Origin of the sequence: Kitasatospora sp. NBC_01246, from assembly GCF_036226505.1 — a bacterium.
Taxonomy (GTDB): domain Bacteria; phylum Actinomycetota; class Actinomycetes; order Streptomycetales; family Streptomycetaceae; genus Kitasatospora.
Genome location: NZ_CP108484.1, coordinates 6,289,027 through 6,312,331 on the forward strand (window position 1 = coordinate 6,289,027; position 23,305 = coordinate 6,312,331).

Sequence of the window (23,305 nt, forward strand, 5' to 3'; positions counted from 1 at the left end):
CCGGGGGTCACCCCGGGACGTCCGGCCTGCCGGGGGTGGTGGCAGGCCTTGCTGGAGTGTCCGCGCGGGGCCCGGTCGAGCCCCAGGGTGGGTGGGGAGGTGCTGGATAACGGGGAGGTCCGGTCGCGCATCGGGGACCGAGAGGTGTCCTTGCCCTCCCACGCCCTCCGCTTGCTCGTGCTGTCGGCGATGCGTCCGTGCAGCTTACGACGGACGAAAGGGGCGAAGCACGCGGGCGCAGCCCTGCGTGGCGCCACAATTCGGCGGAAATGCCGTGCATCGTGGGGGAGCCGTAAAGGATGGCTCGGAAGGATCACCTCCGGATGGTCCGTCGGGAGGGGGCTCCATGACCCGCCCGAGCGCCGCGGAGTGGCCCGCTCGGGCCGGTGGTGCGACCGGTGTGACGCGTGCGCCGGGTGGTGCGCCGGTGGTGCGCCGACGGAGTGGTTCCCGAGCGCCGCGAGCGGGCCGGAACGCGTCCGGGCCGGGGCACTGATACCCTGGTATCCCGTGGACCGGTGGGATCAAACGCCCCGGACCAGCCGAACCGACGACTCATCGAGTGCCGTGCACCACACCGCACTCCCGTCGCGCCAGGCGAGCCGAGAGCTTCCCGCCCACGTCACCTTCGACACGCGACCCACGGGAGCCCCCTCTTGGCACAGCCCCATTCCGGCAAGGCATCGAACGGCCGCGCCGTGACGACCAAGCACCTCTTCGTCACCGGGGGTGTCGCCTCTTCGCTCGGCAAGGGCCTCACCGCCTCCAGCCTGGGCGCCCTGCTCAAGGCCCGCGGACTCCGCGTGACGATGCAGAAGCTCGACCCGTACCTCAACGTGGACCCGGGCACCATGAACCCGTTCCAGCACGGCGAGGTCTTCGTCACCGACGACGGTGCCGAGACCGACCTCGACGTCGGCCACTACGAGCGGTTCCTCGACACCAACCTGCACGGCTCGGCGAACGTCACCACCGGCCAGGTGTACTCGACGGTCATCGCCAAGGAGCGCCGCGGCGAGTACCTGGGCGACACCGTCCAGGTGATTCCGCACATCACCAACGAGATCAAGGCCCGGATCCGCCGGATGGCGACCGAGGACGTCGACGTGGTGATCACCGAGGTCGGCGGCACGGTCGGCGACATCGAGTCGCTGCCCTTCCTGGAGGCCGTCCGCCAGGTCCGTCACGAGGTCGGCCGGGACAACGTGTTCTTCGTGCACGTCTCCCTGCTGCCGTACATCGGCCCCTCGGGCGAGCTGAAGACCAAGCCCACCCAGCACTCGGTGGCCGCGCTGCGCAACATCGGCATCCAGCCGGACGCCATCGTGCTGCGCGCCGACCGCGAGGTCCCGCAGGCCATCAAGCGCAAGATCTCGCTGATGTGCGACGTGGACGAGGAGGCCGTGGTCGCGGCCATCGACGCCAAGTCGATCTACGACATCCCCAAGGTCCTGCACGGCGAGGGCCTGGACGCGTACGTGGTCCGCCGGCTGGACCTCCCGTTCCGCGACGTGGACTGGACCACCTGGGACGACCTGCTGCGCCGCGTCCACGAGCCGCAGCACATCGTCAAGGTCGCGCTGGTCGGCAAGTACATCGACCTGCCGGACGCCTACCTGTCGGTGACCGAGGCGCTGCGCGCCGGCGGCTTCGCCAACAACGCCCGCGTCGAGATCAAGTGGGTCACCTCCGACGACTGCGAGACGCCCGAGGGCGCCCAGGCGCAGCTCGGCGACGTGGACGCGATCTGCGTCCCCGGTGGCTTCGGCGACCGCGGTGTGGACGGCAAGGTCGCCGCGATCACCTACGCCCGGGAGAACAGGATCCCGCTGCTGGGCCTCTGCCTGGGCCTGCAGTGCGTGGTCATCGAGGCCGCCCGCAACCTCGCCGGCCTGCCCGAGGCCAACTCCACCGAGTTCGACGCGGCCGCCAAGTACCCGGTCATCTCCACCATGGCCGAGCAGCTGGCGATCGTCGACGGCAAGGGCGACCTGGGCGGCACGATGCGGCTGGGCCTCTACCCGGCCAAGCTCGCCGAGGGTTCCATCGTCCGTGAGGTCTACGGCGGCGAGCAGTACGTAGAGGAGCGCCACCGCCACCGCTACGAGGTCAACAACGCGTACCGCGCCGACCTGGAGAAGACCGGCCTGCAGTTCTCCGGCCTCTCCCCGAAGGGCGACCTCGTCGAGTACGTCGAGTACCCGCGCGAGGTGCACCCCTACCTGGTGGCCACCCAGGCCCACCCGGAGCTGAAGTCCCGCCCGACCCGCCCGCACCCGCTGTTCGCGGGTCTGGTCAAGGCGGCCATCGAGATCAAGACGGCCGCCCAGTAGCCGGTACCCGGTAGTCGGTACCCACTGCTCGGCGCCCGGTGAGTCGGCGCCGACCAGTGGGCGCCGACCAGGAGTAGTCGTCGACACGTCACCGGACGGCGGCCCCGCGATTCCCGCGGGGCCGCCGTCCGGCGTTAGATTGTGTCGTACTGACGAAAAGGGGAGAGCGATGGACGACCAGAGCATCTTTGACGTGGCCGAGGAGTGGGAGACCCGGGGGACCGCGACGCCCTTCCAGGGCAAGGTCACCGGCGTGCGCTCCGAGGAGGTCCGGATGCCCGACGGCAGCTGGGCCCGCCGCGACTACCAGACCCACCCCGGCTCGGTCTCCGTCCTGGCGCTGGACGACCAGGAGCGGGTGCTGATCCTGCGCCAGTACCGCCACCCCGTCCGCCAGCGGCTCTGGGAGCTGCCGGCCGGCCTCCTCGACGTCCCCGGCGAGAACCCGCTGCACGCCGCCCAGCGCGAGCTGTACGAGGAGGCGCACTGCAAGGCCGACACCTGGCGGGTGCTGGTCGACTTCTACACCTCGCCCGGCGGCACGGACGAGGCGCTGCGGCTCTTCCTCGCCACCGACCTCACCGCCGCCGAGGGCGAGCGCTACGAGGCGCACGGCGAGGAACTGGAGATCGAGACCGCCCGGGTGCCGGTCGCCGAGCTGATCCGGCTGATCCACGCCGGGGAGCTGCACAACCCCACCCTGATCACCGGCACGCTCGCCGTGCACGCCGCGCTCACCGGGCCCGGCGGCCTGGCCGCGCTGCGCCCCGCCGACTCGCCGTGGCCGGCGCGGCCCTTCTCGGCGTGACACCTCCGGCGTGACCTCGGCGCGGCTGCTTCGCGCGGTGTCGCTTCTGCGGTGCTGCTTCGTGGGGTGACCTTCCCGGCGTGGCGGTGGACGGCGCGTCACCCCGCGGTTGACCCGCAGGGGTGACTTACCGGTTCGTACGACCGGATGTCACCTCGGCGGAGCCGGACGGTCGAACTACGCTTCGCAGACAGGGCGCCCGTCCCGGGCCGCCTCCGCTGAGCGCTGGGTGACGTCGGGAGTGGCACGGGTGGCGAGGAAGACGGCGACCATGGACGCGGGGCCCGGCGTATCCGTCGAGGACGTTCCCGGGCTCGACCGGCTGCCCGCCGGTCCCGCGCTGCTCGTCGGCCGGCGGGCCGAGCTCGCCGCCCTGCGGGCCGCCGCCGCACGCCCGGCCGAGGGCCGCAGCCGGGTCCTGGTGCTGGCCGGCCGGCCCGGCTCCGGGCGGACCACCCTGGCCGTCCGGTTCGCCCGCACGGTCGCCGCCGACTACCCCGACGGTGTGCTGTTCGCCCGGCTCTCCACCCCGGACGGCGGCCGGGTGCCCCCCGCCAGGGCCGCCCGCCGGCTGCTGGAGCAGCTCGGCGCGGACATCGCGGGCGTCCCGCTGCCCGGCGCCGTCGAGGACAGCCGGGACGAACCGGCCTGCGTCGCGCTGCGCGAGGCGCTGGCCGGGCGGAAGGCCCTGCTGCTGCTGGACGACGTGCGGGACGCCGGACAGCTCTGGCCGCTGCTCGCGGACGAGCCCGGCTGCCTCGTCCTGGCCACCACCGCCGGGCCGCTCACCGGCATCGAGGACATCGACCCGGTCATCCTCGGCGGGCTCGACCGGCAGGCCTCGGGGGAGCTGCTCGGGGACCTGGTCGGCGGGACGAGGATCAGCTGCGACCCGGTCGGCGGGGCCGACCTGGCGGAGGCCTGCGCGGCCCGGCCGGCGGCACTGCGGCTGATGGCGGGGTGGCTGCGGGGCAATCCGAAGCTGGCGGTGACGGATGCCGCGAAGGAGTTGGCGCGGGCGGTGCGGGAGGCCGACGCCAAGCCGGCGGGGGGCGCGAAGGCGGCTGGTGGGGTGCACGCGGCCGGGGAGACGGCTTCTGGGGGGAAGGAGGGCGCCCGGGGCGGGCCCGGCGCGTCCGGTGGGCCGGAGCGTACGAAGGGCGGCGCCCTGCACGCGGGAGCCGGTGCGGGGGTCGGTGCGGGGCCCAAGGCCGGGACCGGGGCGGACGGGCGGGCTCCGGTCGGCGCCGGGACCGGGGCGGACGGGCGGGCTCCGGTCGGCGCCGGGGCCGGTCCGGGGGACGGGAAGGGTGTCAGGCGTCCCGCCGGGCCCGCGCGGGGCGGCGCGAAGCGCGGCGAACGGCGCGGCGGGACGCAGCCCGCGGAGCACGTTTCCGGGCCGGCTCCGGAGCAGGTCCCGGCCCCGGAGCGGCCCGGCCGGCCGGGCGGGGCCGGAAAGCCGGGGACCGCCGGTACCGCTGCGGGCGGTGCAGTCGGTACGGCCGGGACGGCAGGGACGGTCGGCTCGAAGGCCGAGCAGGTGGAGTCGGCCGCTGCCGCCGCTGCCGCCGTCCCGGTGACGGACCCCGCGGCCTGGGTGAAGCCCGCGCCCGAACCTGCCGAGCCCGTTCCGGTGCCGGACAACGATCCGCTGATCGGCGCGTTCACCCTGCTCTACGGCACGCTGTCGGCCCCCCAGGCGCGGATGCTGCGGGCGCTCACCCTCGCACCGGGGCAGACGGCCGACCTGCGGACCGCCTCGGCCCTGGTCGGCTGCCCGGCGCCGGAGGCCGCCACCATGCTGGCCGCGCTCGCCGAGCGGGAGCTGCTCGGTGCGGAGCCCCCCGCCGCCGACGGGACCCCGCGCTACCGGGTGCCCGGCCGGCTCTACCCCCGGCTGGTCAGGCTGCGCGAGAGCGAGGACCGGCCCGCCGAGGTCGAACTGGCCCGGGCCCGGCTGCTGGAGCGGCTGGTCCGGCTCACCGAATCCGCCCGCGCGCTGCTCGACCCGGCCGGCGGCCCCGGCCCCGACCCGCTGCCCGGCCCGCTCCGGCTGCGCTCCGCCGCCGACGCCCGGCAGTGGCTGCTCGGCGAGCGCGACGTCCTGCTCGGCGCGGTCGCCGACGCGATCGGCCAGGGCGATCTGGACGGCTCGGCCGGCCGGCTGGTCACCGCCCTGCTCCGGGCGCTGCCGCTGACCGGCGCGGCCGCCCCCGCCGACCTCTACCAGCTGCACGAGCAGGTGCTGACCGTGGCCGAACGCCACGGCAAACCGCGCCGGGCCGCCGCCGCACTGCTCAATCTGGGGGACCTCCAGGCCGCGGCCGGCCGCTGGGAGCAGGCCTGCGCGCACTACCGGGCGGCCCTGGAGCACGCCCGGTCGGCCGACGACGAGGCGCTCTGCGCCCGGGCCCTGGAGGGCGCGGCGGGCTGCTACCGGGCGCTCGGCGAGGCGGTTCGCGCCGCCGACTGGTACGGGCGGGCGCTGGCCCTTCGGCAGGCGATGGGCGACCACGCGGCCGAGGCCCGGCTGCTCGCCCGGGTGGCCGAGGCGCACACCGCGCAGCGCCGGTTCGAGGAGGCCGAGCGGGAGTACCGGGCCTCCCTGTCGGTGCTGCGGAGGCTGGGCGACGAGCGCGGGCAGCAGGTGGTCGGCGACGCCCTCGCGGAGCTGCGGGAACGCCTCGACGGCGGGTGGTAGGGGCGGGTTCCGGAGTATTGTCGGAGATGCCCGGTTGGCATTGCTTTGGCGGGAAGATCGCTGGGGAAGCCTACGAACCTGCCAATGTGTCCGGCAGATTTGTTCGCTTTGGAAGGCTGACACGCCGCCTGGGCTTCATTACACTCGAACTCAGTCGCGCAGCGATCCATGCCCCGGTGTCGTCCGGAGGCTTCCCCACGTGCGCGTCGCCCGCCGGTCTTCTCCGGTAGGGACCCCCATGGCAAGAGGACGTGTTTAGCCGTGAAGGTCGGCATCCCCCGCGAGGTCAAGAACCACGAGTACCGCGTGGCCATCACGCCCGCCGGCGTGCATGAGCTCGTCCGCAACGGACACGAGGTCTACATCGAGGACAACGCCGGTCTCGGCTCCTCGATCCCCAACGAGGAGTACGTGGCCGCCGGCGCCACCATCCTCCCCACCGCCGACGAGGTGTGGGCCACCGCCGACCTGCTGCTGAAGGTCAAGGAGCCCATCGCCCAGGAGTACCACCGTCTGCGCAAGGGCCAGACCGTCTTCACGTACCTGCACTTGGCGGCCGACCGCGCCGGCACCGACGCGCTGGTCGCGTCCGGCACCACCGCGATCGCGTACGAGACCGTGCAGCTCGCCAACGGCGCCCTGCCGCTGCTCGCGCCGATGTCCGAGGTCGCGGGCCGGCTGGCCCCGCAGGTCGGCTCGTACCACCTGATGCGCCCGGCCGGCGGCCGCGGCGTGCTGCCCGGTGGCGTGCCCGGCACCCACCCGGCCAAGGCCGTCGTCATCGGCGGTGGCGTCTCCGGCTGGCACGCGGCCACCATCGCCATCGGCATGGGCTACGAGGTGACCCTGCTCGACCGCGACATCAACAAGCTGCGCGAGGCCGACAAGGTCTTCGGCACCAAGATCAAGGCCATCGCCTCCAACGCCTTCGAGCTGGAGAAGGCCGTCCTGGAGGCCGACCTGGTGATCGGCGCCGTGCTGATCCCGGGCGCCAAGGCCCCGAAGCTCGTCACCAACGAGCTGGTCTCCCGCATGAAGCCGGGCTCCGTGCTCGTCGACATCGCCATCGACCAGGGCGGCTGCTTCGAGGACTCGCACGCCACCACGCACGCCGAGCCGACCTTCCAGGTCCACAACTCGGTCTTCTACTGCGTGGCCAACATGCCGGGCGCCGTCCCGAACACCTCCACCTACGCGCTGACCAACGCCACGCTGCCCTACATCGTGGAGCTGGCCAACCGCGGCTGGAAGGACGCGCTGCGCCGTGACCCGGCGCTGGCCAAGGGCCTGAACGTGCACGAGGGCCAGATCACCTTCGGCGCCGTCGCCGAGGCCTTCGGCCTGGAGTCCGTCTCCCTGGAGAGCGTGCTCGCCTGATCTCGGGTTCCCCCCGGTTCGGGACGGTCCGCGCCACGCCGGCGCGGACCGCTCCGACCTGGGCCGTTCCCGGTGGGACGGCCCGTAGGCCCCCGACCCTTCCTCCTCGTCCGCCAGCGGGCCGGAGGTCCCCGGATCGGGGGCTTCGCCATGCCCGCGAACGGCGCCGACGCGGGCGGGAGAACGGCGTCCACGGGGGCGGGTGAACGGTGCCGACGCGTGCGGGTGAACGGGGGCGGTCGGGGTGGGTGAGCGGCGCCGGTCCGGGCGCGTGAACGGGGGTGATGCGGGCGGGTCGCTCTGTCGTCAATTTCTGTGGGTCGTGTCACCCGACCGCAGAAACGTTAGGGTCAAGGGCCCGCGCATCCCTTGACAGAGGGTTGCCCGATAGTCGACACATCCTGCCCACTACCGTGGATTGTGTTGCTGCGAACGCCTTGAACGGCCTAGAGTCGCAAACCGTCGGCATGCTGCCACGCTGACGAATCGACATAGAGTCCTGGATGCCCAAGGAGGTAAGACGACTTGTGAATGAGTCGACATTTGCTCCCGGGGGTGGTCAGCCAGGACTGGCGGAGCACACCGCCGTCCAGCCGAGTGAGGAGTCCGGGGCCCGGCAGGCCACCGTGGGCTCGGCCGAGGTCGGCTCGGTCGCACTCCGCACTTTCGAAGCACGACAGAACACAGCACAGGTGACCACGGTGACCGACTACGACGTCGACCTGCCGGCCCACGGCCTGGCCTACGGCGAGTTCGCCTACGGCGCCTACGACGACCCGGACGCCGAGTACGAGCCGGACCCGGAGTACGCCGCCACGCTGGCCCCCGACGCCGCGCGCCAGCGGCGCGAGCGGGTCGGCCCGACCGGCCGTCCGCTGCCGTACTTCCCGATCCCCGCGCCGGTGGCCGAGCACGGCCCCGCGCAGATCATCGCGATGTGCAACCAGAAGGGCGGCGTCGGCAAGACCACGTCGACCATCAACCTGGGCGCGGCGCTGGCCGAGTACGGCCGCCGGGTGCTGCTCGTGGACTTCGACCCGCAGGGCGCGCTCTCGGTCGGTCTCGGCGTCAACCCGATGGAACTCGACGTCACCGTCTACAACCTGCTGATGGAGCGCGGCCTGACGGCCGATGAGGTGCTGCTGAAGACCGCGGTGCCCGGCATGGACCTGTTGCCCTCCAACATCGACCTCTCCGCCGCCGAGGTGCAGCTGGTCAGCGAGGTGGCCCGGGAGTCCGCGCTGGCGCGCGCCCTGAAGCCGCTGCTGCCCGACTACGACTTCGTCATCATCGACTGCCAGCCCTCGCTGGGCCTGCTGACGGTCAATGCCCTGACGGCCGCTCACAGCGTCATCGTTCCGCTGGAGTGCGAGTTCTTCGCGCTGCGCGGTGTCGCGCTGCTGACCGAGACGATCGAGAAGGTCTGCGAGCGGCTCAACCCCGAGCTGCGCCTGGACGGCATCCTGGCCACCATGTACGACTCGCGCACCGTGCACAGCCGTGAGGTGCTGGCCCGGGTCGTCGAGGCGTTCGGCGAGCACGTCTTCCACACCGTCATCGGGCGGACCGTGCGCTTCCCGGAGACCACCGTCGCCGGTGAGCCGATCACGACGTACGCGACCAACTCGGTCGGTGCCGCCGCCTACCGCCAGCTCGCCAGGGAGGTGCTCGACCGGTGCCGCCCCGCCGAGTGAGTCTCCCGGGTGCCGACGAGCTGTTCCGGACCACCGGCGGGATGGCGCTGTCGCCGTCCCTCGCGCCGCGTCCGGCCGCCGAGGCGCCCAGACCGGAGACCGCGCGGGCCGTCAACGGTGCCGGCCCGGACGGTGCCGAGGGCGCCGACGACGGCACCGGCGGTGCCGCGGGTCGGGCGACCGGGGGCGCCGCGAACGGCGGCGAGGCCGGTCGGCCGCGCGAGCACCACTCGGCGGGCGGCGCCCCGGTGCCGGCCCCCGCCCAGCCGGGCGGGGCCCAGGGCATCGGGCAGTCCGGCGCGGCGGGCAGTACGGCCGGTGGCGCGGCGGGTGCCGCGCAGGCCGGTAAGACGGCTCAAGGCGGCCGTGGCGCCGCTCCGGCGCCGCGCCAGCACGCGGGTGCCACCGAGGACCAGGCGGGCGCCACAGGGCGCCCCAGGCCGCGTGGACGGGCACCGCGCCGCCCCACCGGGCGGGAGCGGCACGACGAGAAGATCACCGTGTACGTGTCCGCCGAGGAACTGATGGACCTCGAACACACCCGGCTGGTGCTCCGCGGTGAGCACGGGCTGGCGGTGGACCGCGGCCGGATCGTCCGGGAGGCGATCGCGGTCGTGCTGGCCGATCTGGAGCAGCGCGGCGAGGCGAGCATCCTGGTGCGGCGGCTGCGCGGGCGCTGAGGCCTGCGGGGCGCCTTGAGGCGCTTGCGGTGCCGGTGGTTGCTGGTGGTTGCTGGTGGGCTCGTGATGCCTCTGGGGGGCGCTGGGCCGGTGGTCCGGCGTTGTACCGGTGACCGGCGGCGCCCGGCGGTGCGTGCGGCGTGTCGGCGGCCCCGGCGCGGGGCGGGCGGTGGCCGCCGGGTGAAGATGGACCGTTATGCCGAGCAACCCCGAACCGCCCGCCGCCGGGTCCGTCGCTGCCGATGGGACCGCCGGATCCGATGCGTTCCTCGGGGTTGGTGGGTCGGGTGGGGCCAATGGGTCCGTCAGGTCCGGTGAGACCGTCGACGCGGGCGTTCGCGCCGCCGCGGGGGCCGGTCCGGGTACGGCAGAGGAGTCGGCTGCGGCAGAGGGGTCGGGGACGGCCGCCGGTTCGCCCGGCGGTGGCTTCCGGGTGCGGCTGGAGAACTTCGAGGGCCCCTTCGACCTGCTGCTGAGCCTGATCGCCAAGCACAAGCTGGACGTCACCGAGGTGGCGCTGGCCACCGTCACCGACGACTTCATGGCGCACATCCGGGCGATGGGCGCGAACTGGGACCTGGACGCCGCGACCGAGTTCCTGGTGGTCGCCGCGACGCTCCTCGATCTCAAGGCCGCCCGGCTGCTGCCGGCCGCCGAGGTCGAGGACGAGGAGGACCTCGCCCTGCTGGAGGCGCGCGACCTGCTCTTCGCCCGGCTGCTGCAGTACCGGGCCTACAAGCGCGCGGCGGCCCTGTTCGGCGACCGCTGGGCCGCCGAACTGCTCCGGCGCCCCCGGACCGTCGGACTGGAGCCCCACCACGCGCGGCTGCTCCCCGAGGTCGTGATCAGCATCGGCACGGAGCGGTTCGCGCAGCTGGCGGCGCGGACGATGGCGCCCAGGCCGGAGCCGGTCGTCTACGTCGACCACATCCACAGTCCGCCGGTCAGCGTGCGGGAACAGGCCGGGCTGGTGGTCGGGCTGCTCACCGAGCTGGGCGAGGCGTCCTTCCAGCAGCTGGTCGCCGACGCGCCGGACACCCTGGTGGTGGTCGCCCGCTTCCTGGCCCTGCTGGAGCTGTACCGGGAGCGGGCGCTCGCCTTCGAGCAGCCCGAGGCCCTGGGCGAGCTGCTGGTGCGCTGGGTGGCCGAGGAGGACCGGGGTGTGGTCGAGGTGACGGACGAGTTCGACCGGCCGGCCGGTGAGCAGAAGGAGGAGCGATGACGACTGGGGCGGACGGCGGGGAGCGGCCGGTGCGGCGTCCGCTCGGCGTGCCGGGGCAGCCGAGGGCCCAGGAGTGGCTGGAGCCGGCGCCGGGGGTGGGGGTGGTCGGGGAGGCGGCGGCCGAGGAGGGGGAGGTCGTTGCCGCGCCCGTGGTTCCCGTGACTCCTGGTGCTTTCGCTGCTCCTGGTGGGGCTGCTCCTGGTGGATCGGCTCCTGGTGGGGCGCGGGGGGTCGAGCCCGGTCCGGTGGCGTCCGAGGCCCTGGTGGTGCACCAGAAGTCGGTCCCGTCGACTTCCGGTGCGGGGGGAGGCGGGCGGGTGTCCGCGGCGCCTGTGCCTGTGCCTGCGCCGCCTGCGCCTGCACCAGCGCCTGCGGCGCCCGCGTCCGGGCCCGTCGGGCTTGAGGCGGCGGACGGGCCCGGGCTGAGGGCGGAGCTGGAGGCGATTCTGATGGTCGTCGACGAGCCCGCCCGGGAGGCCCACCTGGCGTCCGTCCTCGAACGGTCGCGGGAGGAGGTGGCGTCGGCGCTGCGTGAGCTGTCCGCCGAGTACACCGCCCAGGGCCGGGGCTTCGACCTGCGGCTGGTCGCCGGCGGGTGGCGGTTCTACACTCGGGCCGACTGCGCGGCGGCCGTCGACCGCTTCGTCCTGGACGGCCAGCAGGCCCGGCTGACCCAGGCCGCGCTGGAGACTCTGGCGGTCGTCGCCTACCGGCAGCCGGTGTCCAGATCACGGGTCTCAGCCGTCCGTGGTGTGAACTGTGACGGCGTGATGCGTACCCTGGTACAGCGAGGACTGGTGGAAGAGGCCGGATCCGAGCCCGAAACAGGTGCGATCCTGTATCGGACGACGAACTACTTCCTGGAACGGATGGGGCTCCGCGGCCTGGACGAGCTGCCGGAACTCGCTCCCTTCCTGCCCGAGGTCGACGACGTGGAAGCGGAGTCCCTGGAGGGCACGATGATCGCGGAGGCGGTCGCCGCCGCTGCCGCGCAGGCTGCGGACGGCAGTGGCGAAGCCGATCGGGCTCCGCTCGATCGATAGGGGGGCGGTGAGGTCGGCCGAAACGACCGCACAGCCCAATCCCAGACGGAACGACGTACGGACACTTTGATGCGTAGCAGTGGCAACGGCAGGAACAGCAGCGGCGGCGGCGGCGGTCGCGGCGGACAGGGCGGGGGCCGGAGCGGCGGCGGCTCCCACGGGGGCGGCGCGGGCCGTGGCGGATCGGGCGCTCCGCGCGGGGGCTCGTCCGGCGGCGGCCAGCAGGGCGGCGGTTCGTACGGCGGGGGTTCCTACGGCGGTGGCTCCGGCTCCTCGCGGGGCGGGTCCGGTTCGTACGGCTCGGGTTCGCGCGGCGGCTCGTCGAGTGGTGGGTCCTACGGCGGCGGCTCCGGCTCCCGCGGTGGGTCCGGTTCGTACGGTTCGGGTTCGCGCGGCGGTTCGTCGGGCGGCGGGTCCTACGGCGGTGGCTCCGGCTCGTCGCGTGGCGGTTCGTACGGCGGCGGGTCCGGCTCGTCGCGCGGTGGGTCCTACGGCGGCGGGTCCGGCTCGTCGCGCGGTGGGTCCTACGGCGGCGCCTCCGGCGCGCCGCGCGGCGGCTCCGGCTCCTACGGTCGGCGTGACGACCGCCGGGACGACCGGCGCGACGACCGCGGCTTCCTGGAGCGCCCGCTGCGGCCCGAGGAGCGGCGCTACGACCGCCCCGAGTTCGGCGGCGGCCCCAACGCCACGCCGGCGCGCGGCGGCTACTCCGGGCGCCGTCCCAACCCGGCACCGCGGCCGCGCCGTGAGGGCCAGGGCGCCCCGGGCGACCCGCGCCGTCAGCCGCAGCGCTCGCGCGAGCTGCAGGCCAAGATCGAGGACGCCGTTCTGGCCCGGCACGACAAGCCGGCCGTGAACCTGCCGAAGACCGCCGGCGAGCCCGAGGGCGAGCGCCTGCAGAAGGTGCTGGCCCGGGCCGGCATCGGTAGCCGCCGGGCCTGCGAGGAGCTCATCGAGCAGGGCCGGGTCGAGGTCAACGGCAAGCGCGTCACCGAGCAGGGCAAGCGGGTCGACCCGCAGAACGACGAGATCAAGGTGGACGGCCTGACCGTCGCCACCCAGTCGTACCTGTTCTTCGCGCTGAACAAGCCGGCCGGCGTGGTCTCCACCATGGAGGACCCGGACGGTCGCCAGTGCCTCGGTGACTACGTGACCAACCGGGAGACCAGGCTCTTCCACGTCGGTCGTCTGGACACCGAGACCGAGGGCATCATCCTGCTCACCAACCACGGCGAGCTGGCCCACCGCCTCACCCACCCACGGTACGGCGTGACCAAGACCTACCTGGCCGCGATCCAGGGACCGATCCCGCGTGACCTGGGCAAGCAGCTCGCCAAGGGCATCGAGCTGGAGGACGGCTTCGCCCGGGCCGACAGCTTCAAGGTGATCTCCAACGTCGGCAAGAACTACATGGTCGAGGTGACCCTGCACGAGGGTCGCAAGCACATCGTCCGCCGGATGCTGTCCGAGGCCGGCTTCCCGGTCGAGAAGCTGGTGCGCACGCACTTCGGCCCGATCGCGCTGGGCGACCAGAAGTCCGGCTGGCTGCGTCGTCTGACCAACCCCGAGGTCGGTCAGCTGATGCGCGAGGTCGGCCTGTAGGAATCTGTGGACCGGTCGATAGAGGGGTTCCTCTGTAGACCGGTCGACATATTCTGGCGATCTCTGTAGATCGGTCTGCATAGTCGGGGGGCCGGTTCTGTAGACCGACCGACATATTCGCGGAGCGTGTCTGTAGACCGGTCTGCATAATCCGCGCGAGCGGGACTGCGTCGGTAGACCGGTCTACATATTCGGGTGTTTCGGGAGGGTCTCCCCGTCGAGTGGCGGGGAGGCCCTCCTGCTGTTCGGCGGGTCCTGCTGTGAGCAAGGACGCATCGCCTGGTCATCGCCTTGTCAGCGCGATGATCCGTGGCCGAAGATTGCCACCTGACCACGACCCGCCGAGTGGCGGGACTGCGCCACCGGGGGCGCGGGCGGGAGTCGAGACGGGGGAGCGGCGTCGTGTCCGATGCACCACTCAGCACACTGGGACTGGCCGCGCCGGACGGTCAGGTCTACGCGGCGCTGGTGGCCAACCCGCAGTCCACCGCGGAGGACCTCGCGACCTGCTGCGGTCTGACACTCCAGCAGAGCGTCCGCGCGCTGGACCGATTGGCACAGCAGGGCATGGCGACCAGGGCACCGGTGGACCGCCACCGCTTCCTCCCGGTGGCGCCCGATGTCGCGATCGGCACGCTGATCGGCCATCGCGAGTCCGAGCTGCGGCACGCCAGGGCCGAGATGCACCGGCTGATGGACGCCTTCCGGGAGGCCTCGCGCTACACCGACCCGGCGCACTCGGTCGAGGTGTTGACCGGCGGCGAGGCGATCGCCCAGCGGCTGGAGCACATCACCGAGACCAGCCAGTACCAGGTCCGCGGCTTCGACTGCCCCCCGTACATCCAGGACCCGGTCGCCAACATCCCGCTGCAGCGCGAGCGGATGCGGGAAGGGCTGCGGTTCCGGACCATCTATGACCGGGAGGCGGTCGCCTGGCCCGGCCGGCTGGAGAAGAACATCCTGGCCGGCGTCGCGGACGGCGAGGAGGCGAGGGTCCGGCCGGTGCTGCCGATGAAGATGATCATGTCGGACGACCGGATGGCCATCATCCCGATCAGCGTGGGCGACAGCGTCCTCGACGCGGCCTACGTGATCCACCCGTCGGCGCTGCTCCAGGCCCTGGACACGCTGTTCGAGGCGGAGTGGGAACGGGCGGTCCAGCTCCAGTCCGCGATCGGCGCCGCCGAGGGCGCGCTGGAGCCGGAGGCCGACCACCGCAAGCTGCTCGGCCTGCTGGCGGCCGGCCTCACCGACGAGTCGATCGCCCGCTCGCTCGGCTGGAGCGCCCGGACCACCCAGCGCCGGCTGCAGAGCCTGATGCGCGAGCTGGGCGCCACCACCCGCTTCCAGGCCGGAATGGCGGCCCGGGAGCGGGGCTGGCTGTAGCCGGGCCGGTGGCGGTTCAGCTCCAGGGCGTGAGGTTCGCCCAGTGGCCGTCCGGGCCGCGCTCGACCTTCTCCAAGCCGACCACGGCGGACCGGTTCAGCCGCCCGTAGATGTGCGGGAACAGCACACCGGGGGTGGCTCCGGGCGGCGGTGCGCCGTTCGGGGCCTCCCACTTCACCATCGGTTCCACCAGCGACTCCTCGATCAGCAGCACCATCAGCGGACCGGGAGTGTCGGCGTAGAAGGCGTTGGCCACCGCGAGCGCCGTCCGCTCGTCCGCCGAGCAGTGGATGAACCCGTCGGTGAGCAGCGAGGCGGTGGCGTACGGCCGGCCGGGGTCGGCCAGCCAGTCGTCGAGGGGGGCGAGGTGCAGGATCATGTTCCTGTTGTACCTGAACGGTCGTCACGGCGAGGGCGCGGCCGACCGGGTTCGGGCGCCGGTGTCACAGGTGGTGGGGTCACAGGTGATGGGGCCAGAGGCGCCGGTGTCACAGGTGATGGTGTCGCAGGCAGTGGGGTCACAGGCCCGCCACCTTCGCGGAGGCGGAGATCTCGTACACCAGCGTCACCGTCCGGCGGGCGCCCGGGCCGAGCGGGAGGTCCCAGCGGACGATGCCCTCGGCGTCGAAGGCGTCCGGAGCGGGGGAGCACTCCTCCTTGCGCAGCCGCACCTCGACCGCCGAGACCTCGGAGACCGGTACCCGCTCGCGCACCGTGACCAGCTGCTCGTCCCGCTCCTCCGGGCCCGAGAAGCGCGAGATGTGCAGCCGGACCGTCCGGGTGGTCACCGAGCGCTGGGTGAGCCCCGCGGTGCCCTGCCGTTCGTCGGTCTCCCGGACCACCCGGTAGCCGTCCGAGCTGCCGAACGCCAGCTCCGCCTCGGCGCCCGCGGCGGTGAAGGGCAGCTCGCCGCGGCCGGTGAAGCCGCTGCCGCGGATCAGTTCCACCGGGCCGGCGAGCAGCGCGTGCCCGGCCGCGTTGCGGAACCGGACCACCTGGGTCACCAGCGGCGACAGCTCCGGGGCGCAGGCGTACTCGCCGGTGGCGGGCGCGGTGAAGGAGCCCAGCGGCACCCGGTGCGCCCGGCCGTCCGAGGGCACGGTGGCCGGCGTGGGGGCCCGCAGGATCCGGACCTCGCCGCCGTCGTCCACCCCCGGCACGGCCTCGGACGGGCCGAGGGTGCTGATCGTCTCCTCGCGCAGTTCGACCTCGACCGTGCGCCGCTCCTCGGCGCTGCGCTCGCGCAGGGCCAGCACGTCCTCGCTGATCGCGGGCGGTGCGGTGGCCAGTGCCGAGCGGGCGGTGGAGAAGGTGAGCCGGGCGCCCGTCCAGTCCTCGCCGGTGCGCTGCCAGACCACCGCCTCGGACTCCAGGTGGAGCGACCCCTCGGCGAGGGTGGCCCGGTAGGAGGGCCGCCAGACCGCGCACGGCACCAGGTGGCTGACGGTCAGCCGGGCGGGTCCTGCGGCGGCCGCCTCGACGGTGAGGTCCAGGTGGGCGACCAGCTCGGCGGGCGCCTCCTCGGCCTCGTCGAGGGCCGTCCGGGCCTCTGAGCGCTCGACCTCCAGGTCGCGCAGCCGGGAGTGGGCGGCCCGCAGCTCCTCGCCGTACCGCTCGCGCTCGGCGTCCACCCGGTCCAGCTCGCGGGCCCAGCGGGCCCGTTCGACCTCGCCGGCGCCGGCGCCCTCGCCGACCTCGCGGAGCAGGTCGGCGGAGAGCTGGGCGAGCAGGGCCAGCCGGGCCTCCAGGCGGTGGCGCAGCTGGTCCTCCTGGCGGGCCCGCACGTCGAGCTCGTGGACGCGGTGGCGCAGCGCGGAATCGTCCGGACCGGGCGCCAGCGGGGCGCGCGGGGTCCAGGCGCGGACGATCCGGGCGTCCAGGACGCGGGGGCCCGCCACCCTGGGCGACTCGGCGTCGGCGGGGGCGAGGCCGGTGGCTTCGGCCCGCAGGGTCCGGTCGACGGCGAGCGCGGTGATCGGGCCGAGGCGTAGCCGCTGGACGCCTGCGGCGAGGTCGACGGTCACGGCGCGCTCGACCTGGCCGCGGTCCTCCAGGCAGGTGACGGCGGTGACCGGGAGGGGGATGGTGTCGCTGCTCATCGTTCAGTTCCTCCGGTTTCCACCGACGATGGCCTTTCCGGCCGGGATTCTGATCTGGTACCCGCCGTCGAGTTCGGCCCGCCCGCCCGGCGGCAGTTCGACCCGCCAGAGCCGGCTGCTCGGCGGGCACTCCGGGGAGGGGACGGCGGGCGCGTGCCAGTCGGCCTGTTCCTCGATCCGGATCTCGCTGTCCGGGGTGACCGGCACACGCTCGCGGACCTCCACGGTGACGGCGTGCCCGAGCCGGTTCGCGAGCTCCACGTGCACCCGGTGGTCGAGCACGGTGCTGGTGTTCAGCATGCCCGTGGTGGACTCGTGCAGCTCGGTGCGGCGCGCGACCTCGACGCTCTCGGTCACGCCGGTGCCGAGCCGGCACGTCCCGCCCGGCGCGAGGGTGGGCAGGGCGGCGGTGAGCAGGAACTCGTCGTCGACGGTGACCTCGACCGGACCGGCCAGCACGGCGTGGGCCGTCCCGTTGGCCAGTACCAGCGTCCCGTACACCTTCTCCTCGACGGAGGGGACGGTGACGTACTCGGGCCGGACGGTGACCGGGATCTCGCCGATCGTGACCGTATGCCAGGTGCCGTCGGACGGGATGTCGGCGGGGGCGGCGGCGTCGAAGCGATGGTCGAAGGAGCCGGCCGAGGCGCGCGGCGGTACGGCGTGGCGGGGGAGCGGCAGGCCGCTCAGGGTGGAGCCGGTGGGGGTCGGGCGGGTCGGGGCCGTGGGGTGGAGGGTGCCCCGGCGGGCGGCGGGCTCGTCGGGGCCGGCCAGGACGAGCGTGGGGTAGTCGAGCAGCGTGGCGCCCGGGGCGGGGGGAGCCGGGGGCGCGGGCGGGGCCGCGGCGGCGCCGAACTCGTCGGCGAACGGGGCCTCGGCCGCCCCGGCGGCGGAGCGGCGCGCGGAGCGGTCCCGGCGGGCGAGCGGCGCGGGGGCCGCGGCGGCCGCCGGCGGGGGCAGCGGGGCACCGGGCTGCGCGGGCGGCGGCCCGCCGTAGCCGGCGAAGCCGAGGGACGGGGCGGGCGCCTCGAAGGCCTGGACGCCGCCGCGGGTGCCGCCCGCCAGGGGTGCGCCGCCCGGTGCCATCGGGGCGGGGGGCGGTACGGGGCGCGGGAGCGGGGCGGCGGCCCCGACGAGGACCGGTCCGCTCCGGCGGGGCTCGGGGCGGGGGCCCACCGCGTCGTAGCCGGTGAAGAGGTCGCTCAGCCCGGCCGGGGGCTCGCGCCAGCCGGAGGGCGGCGGGGCGGGCTGGCTGCGGCCGATCCGCAGCGAGCGCAGCTTCGGCAGGTCGGTGCGCCGTTCCAGGTCGGCGGTGGAGAGGGCGAGGCGGACGCCGGTCCAGTCCTCGCCGGTCCGCTGGGCGACGGAGGCGCGCAGGACCAGCCGGCCGGTGTCCGAGCCCTGCTGGTAGGAGAGCCGGTAGGCGGGCACCCAGCGGGCGGCGGGGACGCCGTATTCGAGTTCGATGTCGATCTCGGGGGCGGGTGCGGTGTCCTCGGGCCGGGAGTTCGCGGGCGCGGGAGCGGTGAGGGTGAGCAGGACGGTCGCGGAGGTCTCGACCGGCCGGGCCGGTCCGGCGGTGGACGAACGCGCCAGCCGGTCGGCCAGCGTCTCGGTCGCGTGCTCGGCCCGTTCGAGCTCCTCGGCCAGCTCGTCGGCGCGGAGGTGGAGCCGGGTGAGCCGCTCGTCGACGAACTCGGCCAGCTCCAGCCAGGCGTCGGCGGGCGTGCGGCGGAGCGGTTCGTCCCGGCGACGGGCCGGCGGGACGGCGCGCAGCGCGGTCGTCTCCGCGATGGTGTCGAGGACCAGGCGCTGCCGCTCGCGGACGGCGGACTCGTGTTCCCGGGCGGCCTTCAACCGGCTGTGGAGCTCGGGGAGTTCGTCGGGGGAGCGGAGTTCGGCGACCGGTTCGAGGCGGGCCTCGGTGACGGCGGTGCCGGGCGGGCCGGAGAGCACCCGGGCCCGCAGCGACCGCCCGTCGAGCACCTGCGGCAGCCCGGTCAGCCGCAGTCGCCCGCCGGGCGGCAGGGCCACCCGGGCGCGCCGGCGGCAGACCGCGCCGACGGCGTGGACCACGACGGAGTCGAGCTCCGACGGATGGGCCGGTACCGCGGTTCGGTCGGACTGCTGTTCGTCGTCTGCCCTGTGCTGGTCGTCCACCCGGCCTACCCCTTCGTTCGCGCCGCTCGCGCCGACGGCGCGCTGCCGCCCCCTGGGCGGTCAGTCTGCCTCGCATCGGCGCGGGCGTCCTCGGATTTCGCCCGTGCTCGGCGTGTGCGGCGTGCGTGTGCGGCGGTGTGTGTCCGCGCGTGTGCGGTGCGTGTGCGCTGGTGCGGTGCGTGCGTGCTGGTGCGGTGTCCTGTGGTCGCGGTGTGTCGTGTTCGCGGTGCGGTGCGGTGCGGTGCGGTGCGCGTGCGATGTGGTGCGCGTGGTGTCGCGTCAGGGGGACGGAGCCGGTGGCCGCGCGGTTGCGGTCGGCGGGGGTGGACTGTGGCCGCGGGGGTGGTGGGGATGCGAGAGGATGGGCGGGCACGTCCAGGCCAGCCCCTTGAGGAGAGCCACCCCGCCATGCGCACTGCCGCCGTCGTCGGTACCGGACTCATCGGCACCTCCGCCGCCCTCGCCCTGACCGGACGCGGGCTGACCGTTCATCTGGAGGACGCCGACCCGGACGCGGCCCGTACCGCCGCGTCGCTCGGCGCCGGCACCACCGAGCCGGCCGACGGTCCGGTGGACCTCGCGATCATCGCGGTGCCGCCCGCCCTGGTCGGCAAGGTGCTCGCCGACTGCCAGCGGCGCGGACTGGCGCGCTGGTACACCGACGTGGCCAGCGTCAAGGACGGGCCCAGGGCCGAGGTGGCCGCGCTGGGCTGCGACACCGTCCACTACATCGGCAGCCACCCGATGGCCGGCCGCGAGCGCTCGGGCCCGCTGGCCGCGCGCGCCGACCTGTTCGAGGGCCGGCCCTGGGTGCTCACCCCCACCGCCGACACCGACACCGAGACGCTCAACGCCGTCCTGGAGCTGGTCGCCCTCTGCGGCGCGATGCCGATCGTGATGGACGCCGCCGCGCACGACCGGGCCGTCGCCCTGGTCTCGCACGCCCCGCAGCTGGTCTCCTCGCTGGTCGCGGCCCGGCTGGAGAAGGCCGACGAGACGGCCATAAGGCTCTCCGGCCAGGGTGTTCGGGACGTCACCAGGATCGCGGCCTCCAACCCGGGCATGTGGGTGGACATCCTCTCCGCCAACGCCGGCGCGGTCGCCGACATCCTGGAGGAGGTCGCCGTCGACCTCGGCGAGACCGTCGCCGCCCTGCGCTCGCTGCAGGCCACCGAGGAGGGCGAGCGCCGAGCGGGCGCGGCCGGGATCGAGACCGTGATGCGCCGGGGCAACGCCGGCCAGTCGCGGATCCCCGGCAAGCACGGTGCGCCGCCGACCCGGTACGAGACGGTGGCGGTGGTCCTCGGCGACCAGCCCGGCGAGCTGGGCCGGCTCTTCGGCGAGGTCGGCGCCGCCGGGGTCAACATCGAGGACGTCGTCATCGAGCACTCGTCGGGGCAGCAGGTGGGCTTCGTCCAGCTGTCGGTCGCTCCGGGCGCGGTGACGCCGCTCACCGTGGCGCTCCGGGCGAGCGGCTGGAGCGTCCGGGACTGAGGACCGGTACCCGAGGGGCCGGTGCGCGGCCGCCGGTAGGGGTGCCCTGCCGGTACGGGGCCGGATCAGGGGCCGGTGCGGGGGCGGCGGTACGCGGCCGGCACGGGGCCGGTTCCGGTGGAACGGAGCACCGGGGCGGGGTCTGGCGCCGGTCCATTAACCTGGAGGGAGACATCCCCCGGTTTCAGGCTGTGCGGCTCGCGCCGTACAGGATTCAGGTTCGGGCTCAGGCCCAGAGAGAGGTTCGCCCCGTGGACACTGCCGACCGAGCGCACGCCCCGGTCGTCGTCGCCATCGACGGACCCTCCGGCTCCGGCAAGTCGACCGTCTCCCGGGCGGTCGCCGCCCGGCTGGGGCTGAGCTTCCTGGACACCGGCGCCATGTACCGGGCGCTGACCTGGTGGATGCTGGCCAACGACGTGGACATCGACGACCCGGAGGCCGTGACCGTGGCCTGCGGCAAGCCGGTGATCGTCTCCGGCACCGACGCGGCCGGCCCGACCATCACGGTGGACGGCCAGGACGTGTCCGGTCCGATCCGGGGGCCCGAGGTGACCGCGCAGGTCAGCGCCGTCGCCGCGGTGCCCGCCGTGCGGACCCGCCTGGTGGAGCTGCAGCGCGGCTGCGCCGAGGTCGCCGAGCGCGGCATCGTCGCCGAGGGCCGGGACATGGGCAGCGTGGTGTTCCCGGACGCCACCGTCAAAATCTTCCTGACCGCCTCGGTGGCGGCCCGGGCCGAGCGGCGGGCGGCCGAGCTGCGCGCCAAGGGCGTCGACGAGGCCACCATCGCCGAGATGGCCGCCGACCTGGTCCGCCGGGACAAGGCGGACTCCTCGCGCGAGACCGCTCCACTGACCCAGGCCGCCGACGCCGTCCTGGTGGACACCAGCGAACTCAGCCTGGAGCAGGTCATCGGCACGATAATCATGCTGGTGGAGGAGCGGGCCGGGCTGTCGGCGGTCTGAGCCGCCACCGGGCGCCGCCCGGGGGTCCCATCCCCCGCGCCGTCCGGGATCCATCACTCCGGGCCCACCGCCCGGGGCACACCCTCCGCGGCCTTCGCCGGTCGCGGCCCGCTGTTCGGGAGCGCCCGCGGGGCGCCTCCCTGGAAGTACGGAAGCGCCCGCGGGGCGCCTTCCTCGAAGTACTCGCGCTGCCCCGACCGGGGCAGGTACGCACGGCACGCCCCTGGGAAGGGCCGCGCCGGGAAACGGAAAACACGAACATGACCGCAGAGCACTCCGCCACCGAGCACGGTGAGCTGGACGCCGCCGAGTACGCCGAATTCATGGCGCTCGCCGCCGAGGAGGGGTTCGACCCCGAGGACGTCGACGGGCTCGGGGGCGCCGACCACGCGCCGCTGCCCGTGCTGGCCGTCGTCGGCCGCCCGAATGTCGGCAAGTCGACCCTGGTGAACCGCATCATCGGCCGCCGCGAGGCCGTCGTCGAGGACAAGCCGGGCGTCACCCGCGACCGGGTCAGCTACGAGGCCACCTGGAACGGCCGCCGCTTCAAGGTCGTCGACACCGGCGGCTGGGAGATCGACGTCCTCGGCATCGACGCCATGGTGGCGGCGCAGGCCGAGCTGGGCATCGAGACCGCCGACGCGGTGCTGTTCGTGGTCGACGCCACCGTCGGCGCCACCGACACCGACGAAGCCCTGATCAAGATCATTCGCCGGGCCGGCAAGCCGACCGTGCTCTGCGCGAACAAGGTCGACGGCCAGTCCACCGAGGCGGAGGCCGCGTACCTGTGGTCGCTCGGCCTCGGCGAGCCCTTCCCCGTCTCCGCCCTGCACGGCCGCGGCTCCGGTGACCTGCTCGACGCCGTCATGGCCGCCCTGCCCGAGGCCCCGCCGCAGACCTTCGGCGTCGCCGCCGGCGGCCCGCGCCGGGTCGCGCTGATCGGCCGGCCCAACGTCGGCAAGTCCAGCCTGCTCAACAAGGTCGCCGGCGAGGAGCGGGTGGTCGTCAACGAGCTGGCCGGCACCACCCGTGACCCGGTCGACGAGATGATCGAACTGGGCGGCAAGACCTGGAAGTTCGTCGACACCGCCGGTATCCGCCGCCGGGTCCACCTGACCGCCGGCGCGGACTTCTACGCCTCGCTGCGCACCTCCGCCGCCCTGGAGAAGGCCGAGGTCGCGGTCGTGCTGGTCGACGCCAGCGAGACCCTGGCCGAGCAGGACACCCGGATCATCTCGATGGCCGTCGAGGCCGGGCGCGCCGTCGTCATCGCCTACAACAAGTGGGACCAGCTCGACGAGGAGCGCCGCTTCTACCTGGAGCGCGAGATCGAGCGCGATCTCGTCCAGGTGCAGTGGGCGCCCCGGGTCAACGTCTCGGCGAAGACCGGCCGGCACATGGAGAAGCTCGTCCCGGCCATCGAGACCGCCCTCGCCGGGTGGGAGACGCGCATCCCGACCGCGCGCCTGAACGCCTTCCTCGGCGAGCTGGTCGCGGCGCACCCGCACCCGATCCGCGGTGGCAAGCAGCCGCGCATCCTGTTCGGTACCCAGGCGGGTACCCGCCCGCCGCGCTTCGTGCTGTTCGCCTCGGGCTTCCTGGAGGCCGGGTACCGCCGCTTCGTCGAGCGCCGGCTGCGTGAGGAGTTCGGCTTCGTCGGCACGCCGATCTCGATCTCGGTGCGGGTGCGGGAGAAGCGCAAGCGCAAGTAGTCGCCGCAGCTGCGCCCGGTCGGCCGCCG

Annotated in this window: 16 protein-coding genes; 13 read left to right on the forward strand and 3 right to left on the reverse strand. The window is 74.1% G+C overall.

The features are described 5' to 3' along the window. Nucleotides 1-656 precede the first annotated feature (656 nt). From OG618_RS27220 to OG618_RS27265, 10 genes are all read left to right on the forward strand, one after another. Nucleotides 657-2,333 (forward strand): CTP synthase, encoded by a 1,677-nt coding sequence (locus tag OG618_RS27220; protein ID WP_329490166.1) that lies wholly within the window; start codon nt 657-659, stop codon nt 2,331-2,333. 169 nt (nt 2,334-2,502) lie between these two features. Continuing rightward, nucleotides 2,503-3,141, forward strand: a complete 639-nt coding sequence (locus tag OG618_RS27225; RefSeq protein WP_329490168.1) for an NUDIX hydrolase — start codon at nt 2,503-2,505, stop codon at nt 3,139-3,141. 250 nt (nt 3,142-3,391) lie between these two features. Beyond that, a complete protein-coding gene (locus OG618_RS27230) occupies nt 3,392-5,842 on the forward strand; it encodes a tetratricopeptide repeat protein (RefSeq protein WP_329490169.1) in 2,451 nt (816 codons plus the stop codon). A gap of 261 nt (nt 5,843-6,103) precedes the next feature. Further along, the gene (ald, locus tag OG618_RS27235) at nt 6,104-7,219 is read left to right on the forward strand and encodes an alanine dehydrogenase (RefSeq protein WP_329490170.1); all 1,116 of its coding nucleotides are present in this window, start codon (nt 6,104-6,106) and stop codon (nt 7,217-7,219) included. A gap of 626 nt (nt 7,220-7,845) precedes the next feature. After that, entirely contained in the window at nt 7,846-8,913 is a 1,068-nt protein-coding gene (locus OG618_RS27240) for a ParA family protein (protein ID WP_380392235.1), read from the forward strand. Continuing rightward, nucleotides 8,910-9,593 (forward strand): hypothetical protein, encoded by a 684-nt coding sequence (locus OG618_RS27245; protein WP_329490172.1) that lies wholly within the window; start codon nt 8,910-8,912, stop codon nt 9,591-9,593. The genes OG618_RS27240 and OG618_RS27245 overlap by 4 nt, the downstream gene beginning before the upstream one ends. Nucleotides 9,594-10,026: 433 nt before the next feature. Continuing rightward, nucleotides 10,027-10,815: a segregation and condensation protein A gene (locus OG618_RS27250; protein ID WP_442906870.1), complete on the forward strand. Its 789-nt coding sequence runs from the start codon at nt 10,027-10,029 to the stop codon at nt 10,813-10,815. A gap of 449 nt (nt 10,816-11,264) precedes the next feature. Then, nucleotides 11,265-11,858 (forward strand): SMC-Scp complex subunit ScpB, encoded by a 594-nt coding sequence (gene scpB / locus OG618_RS27255; protein ID WP_380392224.1) that lies wholly within the window; start codon nt 11,265-11,267, stop codon nt 11,856-11,858. Between the two features lie 69 nt (nt 11,859-11,927). After that, complete coding sequence (locus tag OG618_RS27260) at nt 11,928-13,460, forward strand: pseudouridine synthase (RefSeq protein WP_329490174.1); 1,533 nt, start codon at nt 11,928-11,930, stop codon at nt 13,458-13,460. A gap of 402 nt (nt 13,461-13,862) precedes the next feature. Continuing rightward, entirely contained in the window at nt 13,863-14,846 is a 984-nt protein-coding gene (locus OG618_RS27265; protein ID WP_329490175.1) for a helix-turn-helix domain-containing protein, read from the forward strand. Nucleotides 14,847-14,862: 16 nt separating this feature from the next. Here the strand turns inward: OG618_RS27265 and OG618_RS27270 are convergent, their stop codons facing one another. From OG618_RS27270 to OG618_RS27280, 3 genes are all read right to left on the reverse strand, one after another. Continuing rightward, a complete protein-coding gene (locus tag OG618_RS27270) occupies nt 14,863-15,225 on the reverse strand; it encodes a DUF952 domain-containing protein (protein WP_329490176.1) in 363 nt (120 codons plus the stop codon). A gap of 139 nt (nt 15,226-15,364) precedes the next feature. Then, entirely contained in the window at nt 15,365-16,945 is a 1,581-nt protein-coding gene (locus OG618_RS27275; RefSeq protein WP_329490177.1) for a mucoidy inhibitor MuiA family protein, read from the reverse strand. Nucleotides 16,946-16,948: 3 nt separating this feature from the next. Continuing rightward, complete coding sequence (locus OG618_RS27280) at nt 16,949-19,105, reverse strand: DUF4139 domain-containing protein (RefSeq protein WP_329490178.1); 2,157 nt, start codon at nt 19,103-19,105, stop codon at nt 16,949-16,951. A 408-nt stretch (nt 19,106-19,513) separates the two neighbouring features. Between OG618_RS27280 and OG618_RS27285 the strand changes: the two genes are divergently transcribed. The 3 genes from OG618_RS27285 to der all read left to right on the forward strand — a co-directional run bounded on the left by OG618_RS27285 (nt 19,514) and on the right by der (nt 23,276). Beyond that, nucleotides 19,514-20,599, forward strand: coding sequence for a prephenate dehydrogenase (locus OG618_RS27285; protein ID WP_329490179.1), 1,086 nt, complete (start codon nt 19,514-19,516; stop codon nt 20,597-20,599). Nucleotides 20,600-20,850: 251 nt separating this feature from the next. Then, the gene (cmk, locus tag OG618_RS27290; protein ID WP_329490180.1) at nt 20,851-21,564 is read left to right on the forward strand and encodes a (d)CMP kinase; all 714 of its coding nucleotides are present in this window, start codon (nt 20,851-20,853) and stop codon (nt 21,562-21,564) included. A gap of 260 nt (nt 21,565-21,824) precedes the next feature. Beyond that, nucleotides 21,825-23,276 (forward strand): ribosome biogenesis GTPase Der, encoded by a 1,452-nt coding sequence (gene der / locus OG618_RS27295; protein ID WP_329490181.1) that lies wholly within the window; start codon nt 21,825-21,827, stop codon nt 23,274-23,276. Nucleotides 23,277-23,305 lie beyond the last annotated feature (29 nt).

Coding starts and splice junctions, on each gene's coding strand:
- OG618_RS27225 (WP_329490168.1), top strand. CDS start 2,503: ATGGACGACCAGAGCATCTTTGACGTGGCCGAGGAGTGGGAGACCCGG.
- scpB (WP_380392224.1), top strand. CDS start 11,265: ATGGTCGTCGACGAGCCCGCCCGGGAGGCCCACCTGGCGTCCGTCCTC.
- OG618_RS27260 (WP_329490174.1), top strand. CDS start 11,928: ATGCGTAGCAGTGGCAACGGCAGGAACAGCAGCGGCGGCGGCGGCGGT.
- OG618_RS27270 (WP_329490176.1), bottom strand. CDS start 15,225: ATGATCCTGCACCTCGCCCCCCTCGACGACTGGCTGGCCGACCCCGGC.
- OG618_RS27275 (WP_329490177.1), bottom strand. CDS start 16,945: ATGAGCAGCGACACCATCCCCCTCCCGGTCACCGCCGTCACCTGCCTG.
- OG618_RS27285 (WP_329490179.1), top strand. CDS start 19,514: ATGCGCACTGCCGCCGTCGTCGGTACCGGACTCATCGGCACCTCCGCC.
- der (WP_329490181.1), top strand. CDS start 21,825: ATGACCGCAGAGCACTCCGCCACCGAGCACGGTGAGCTGGACGCCGCC.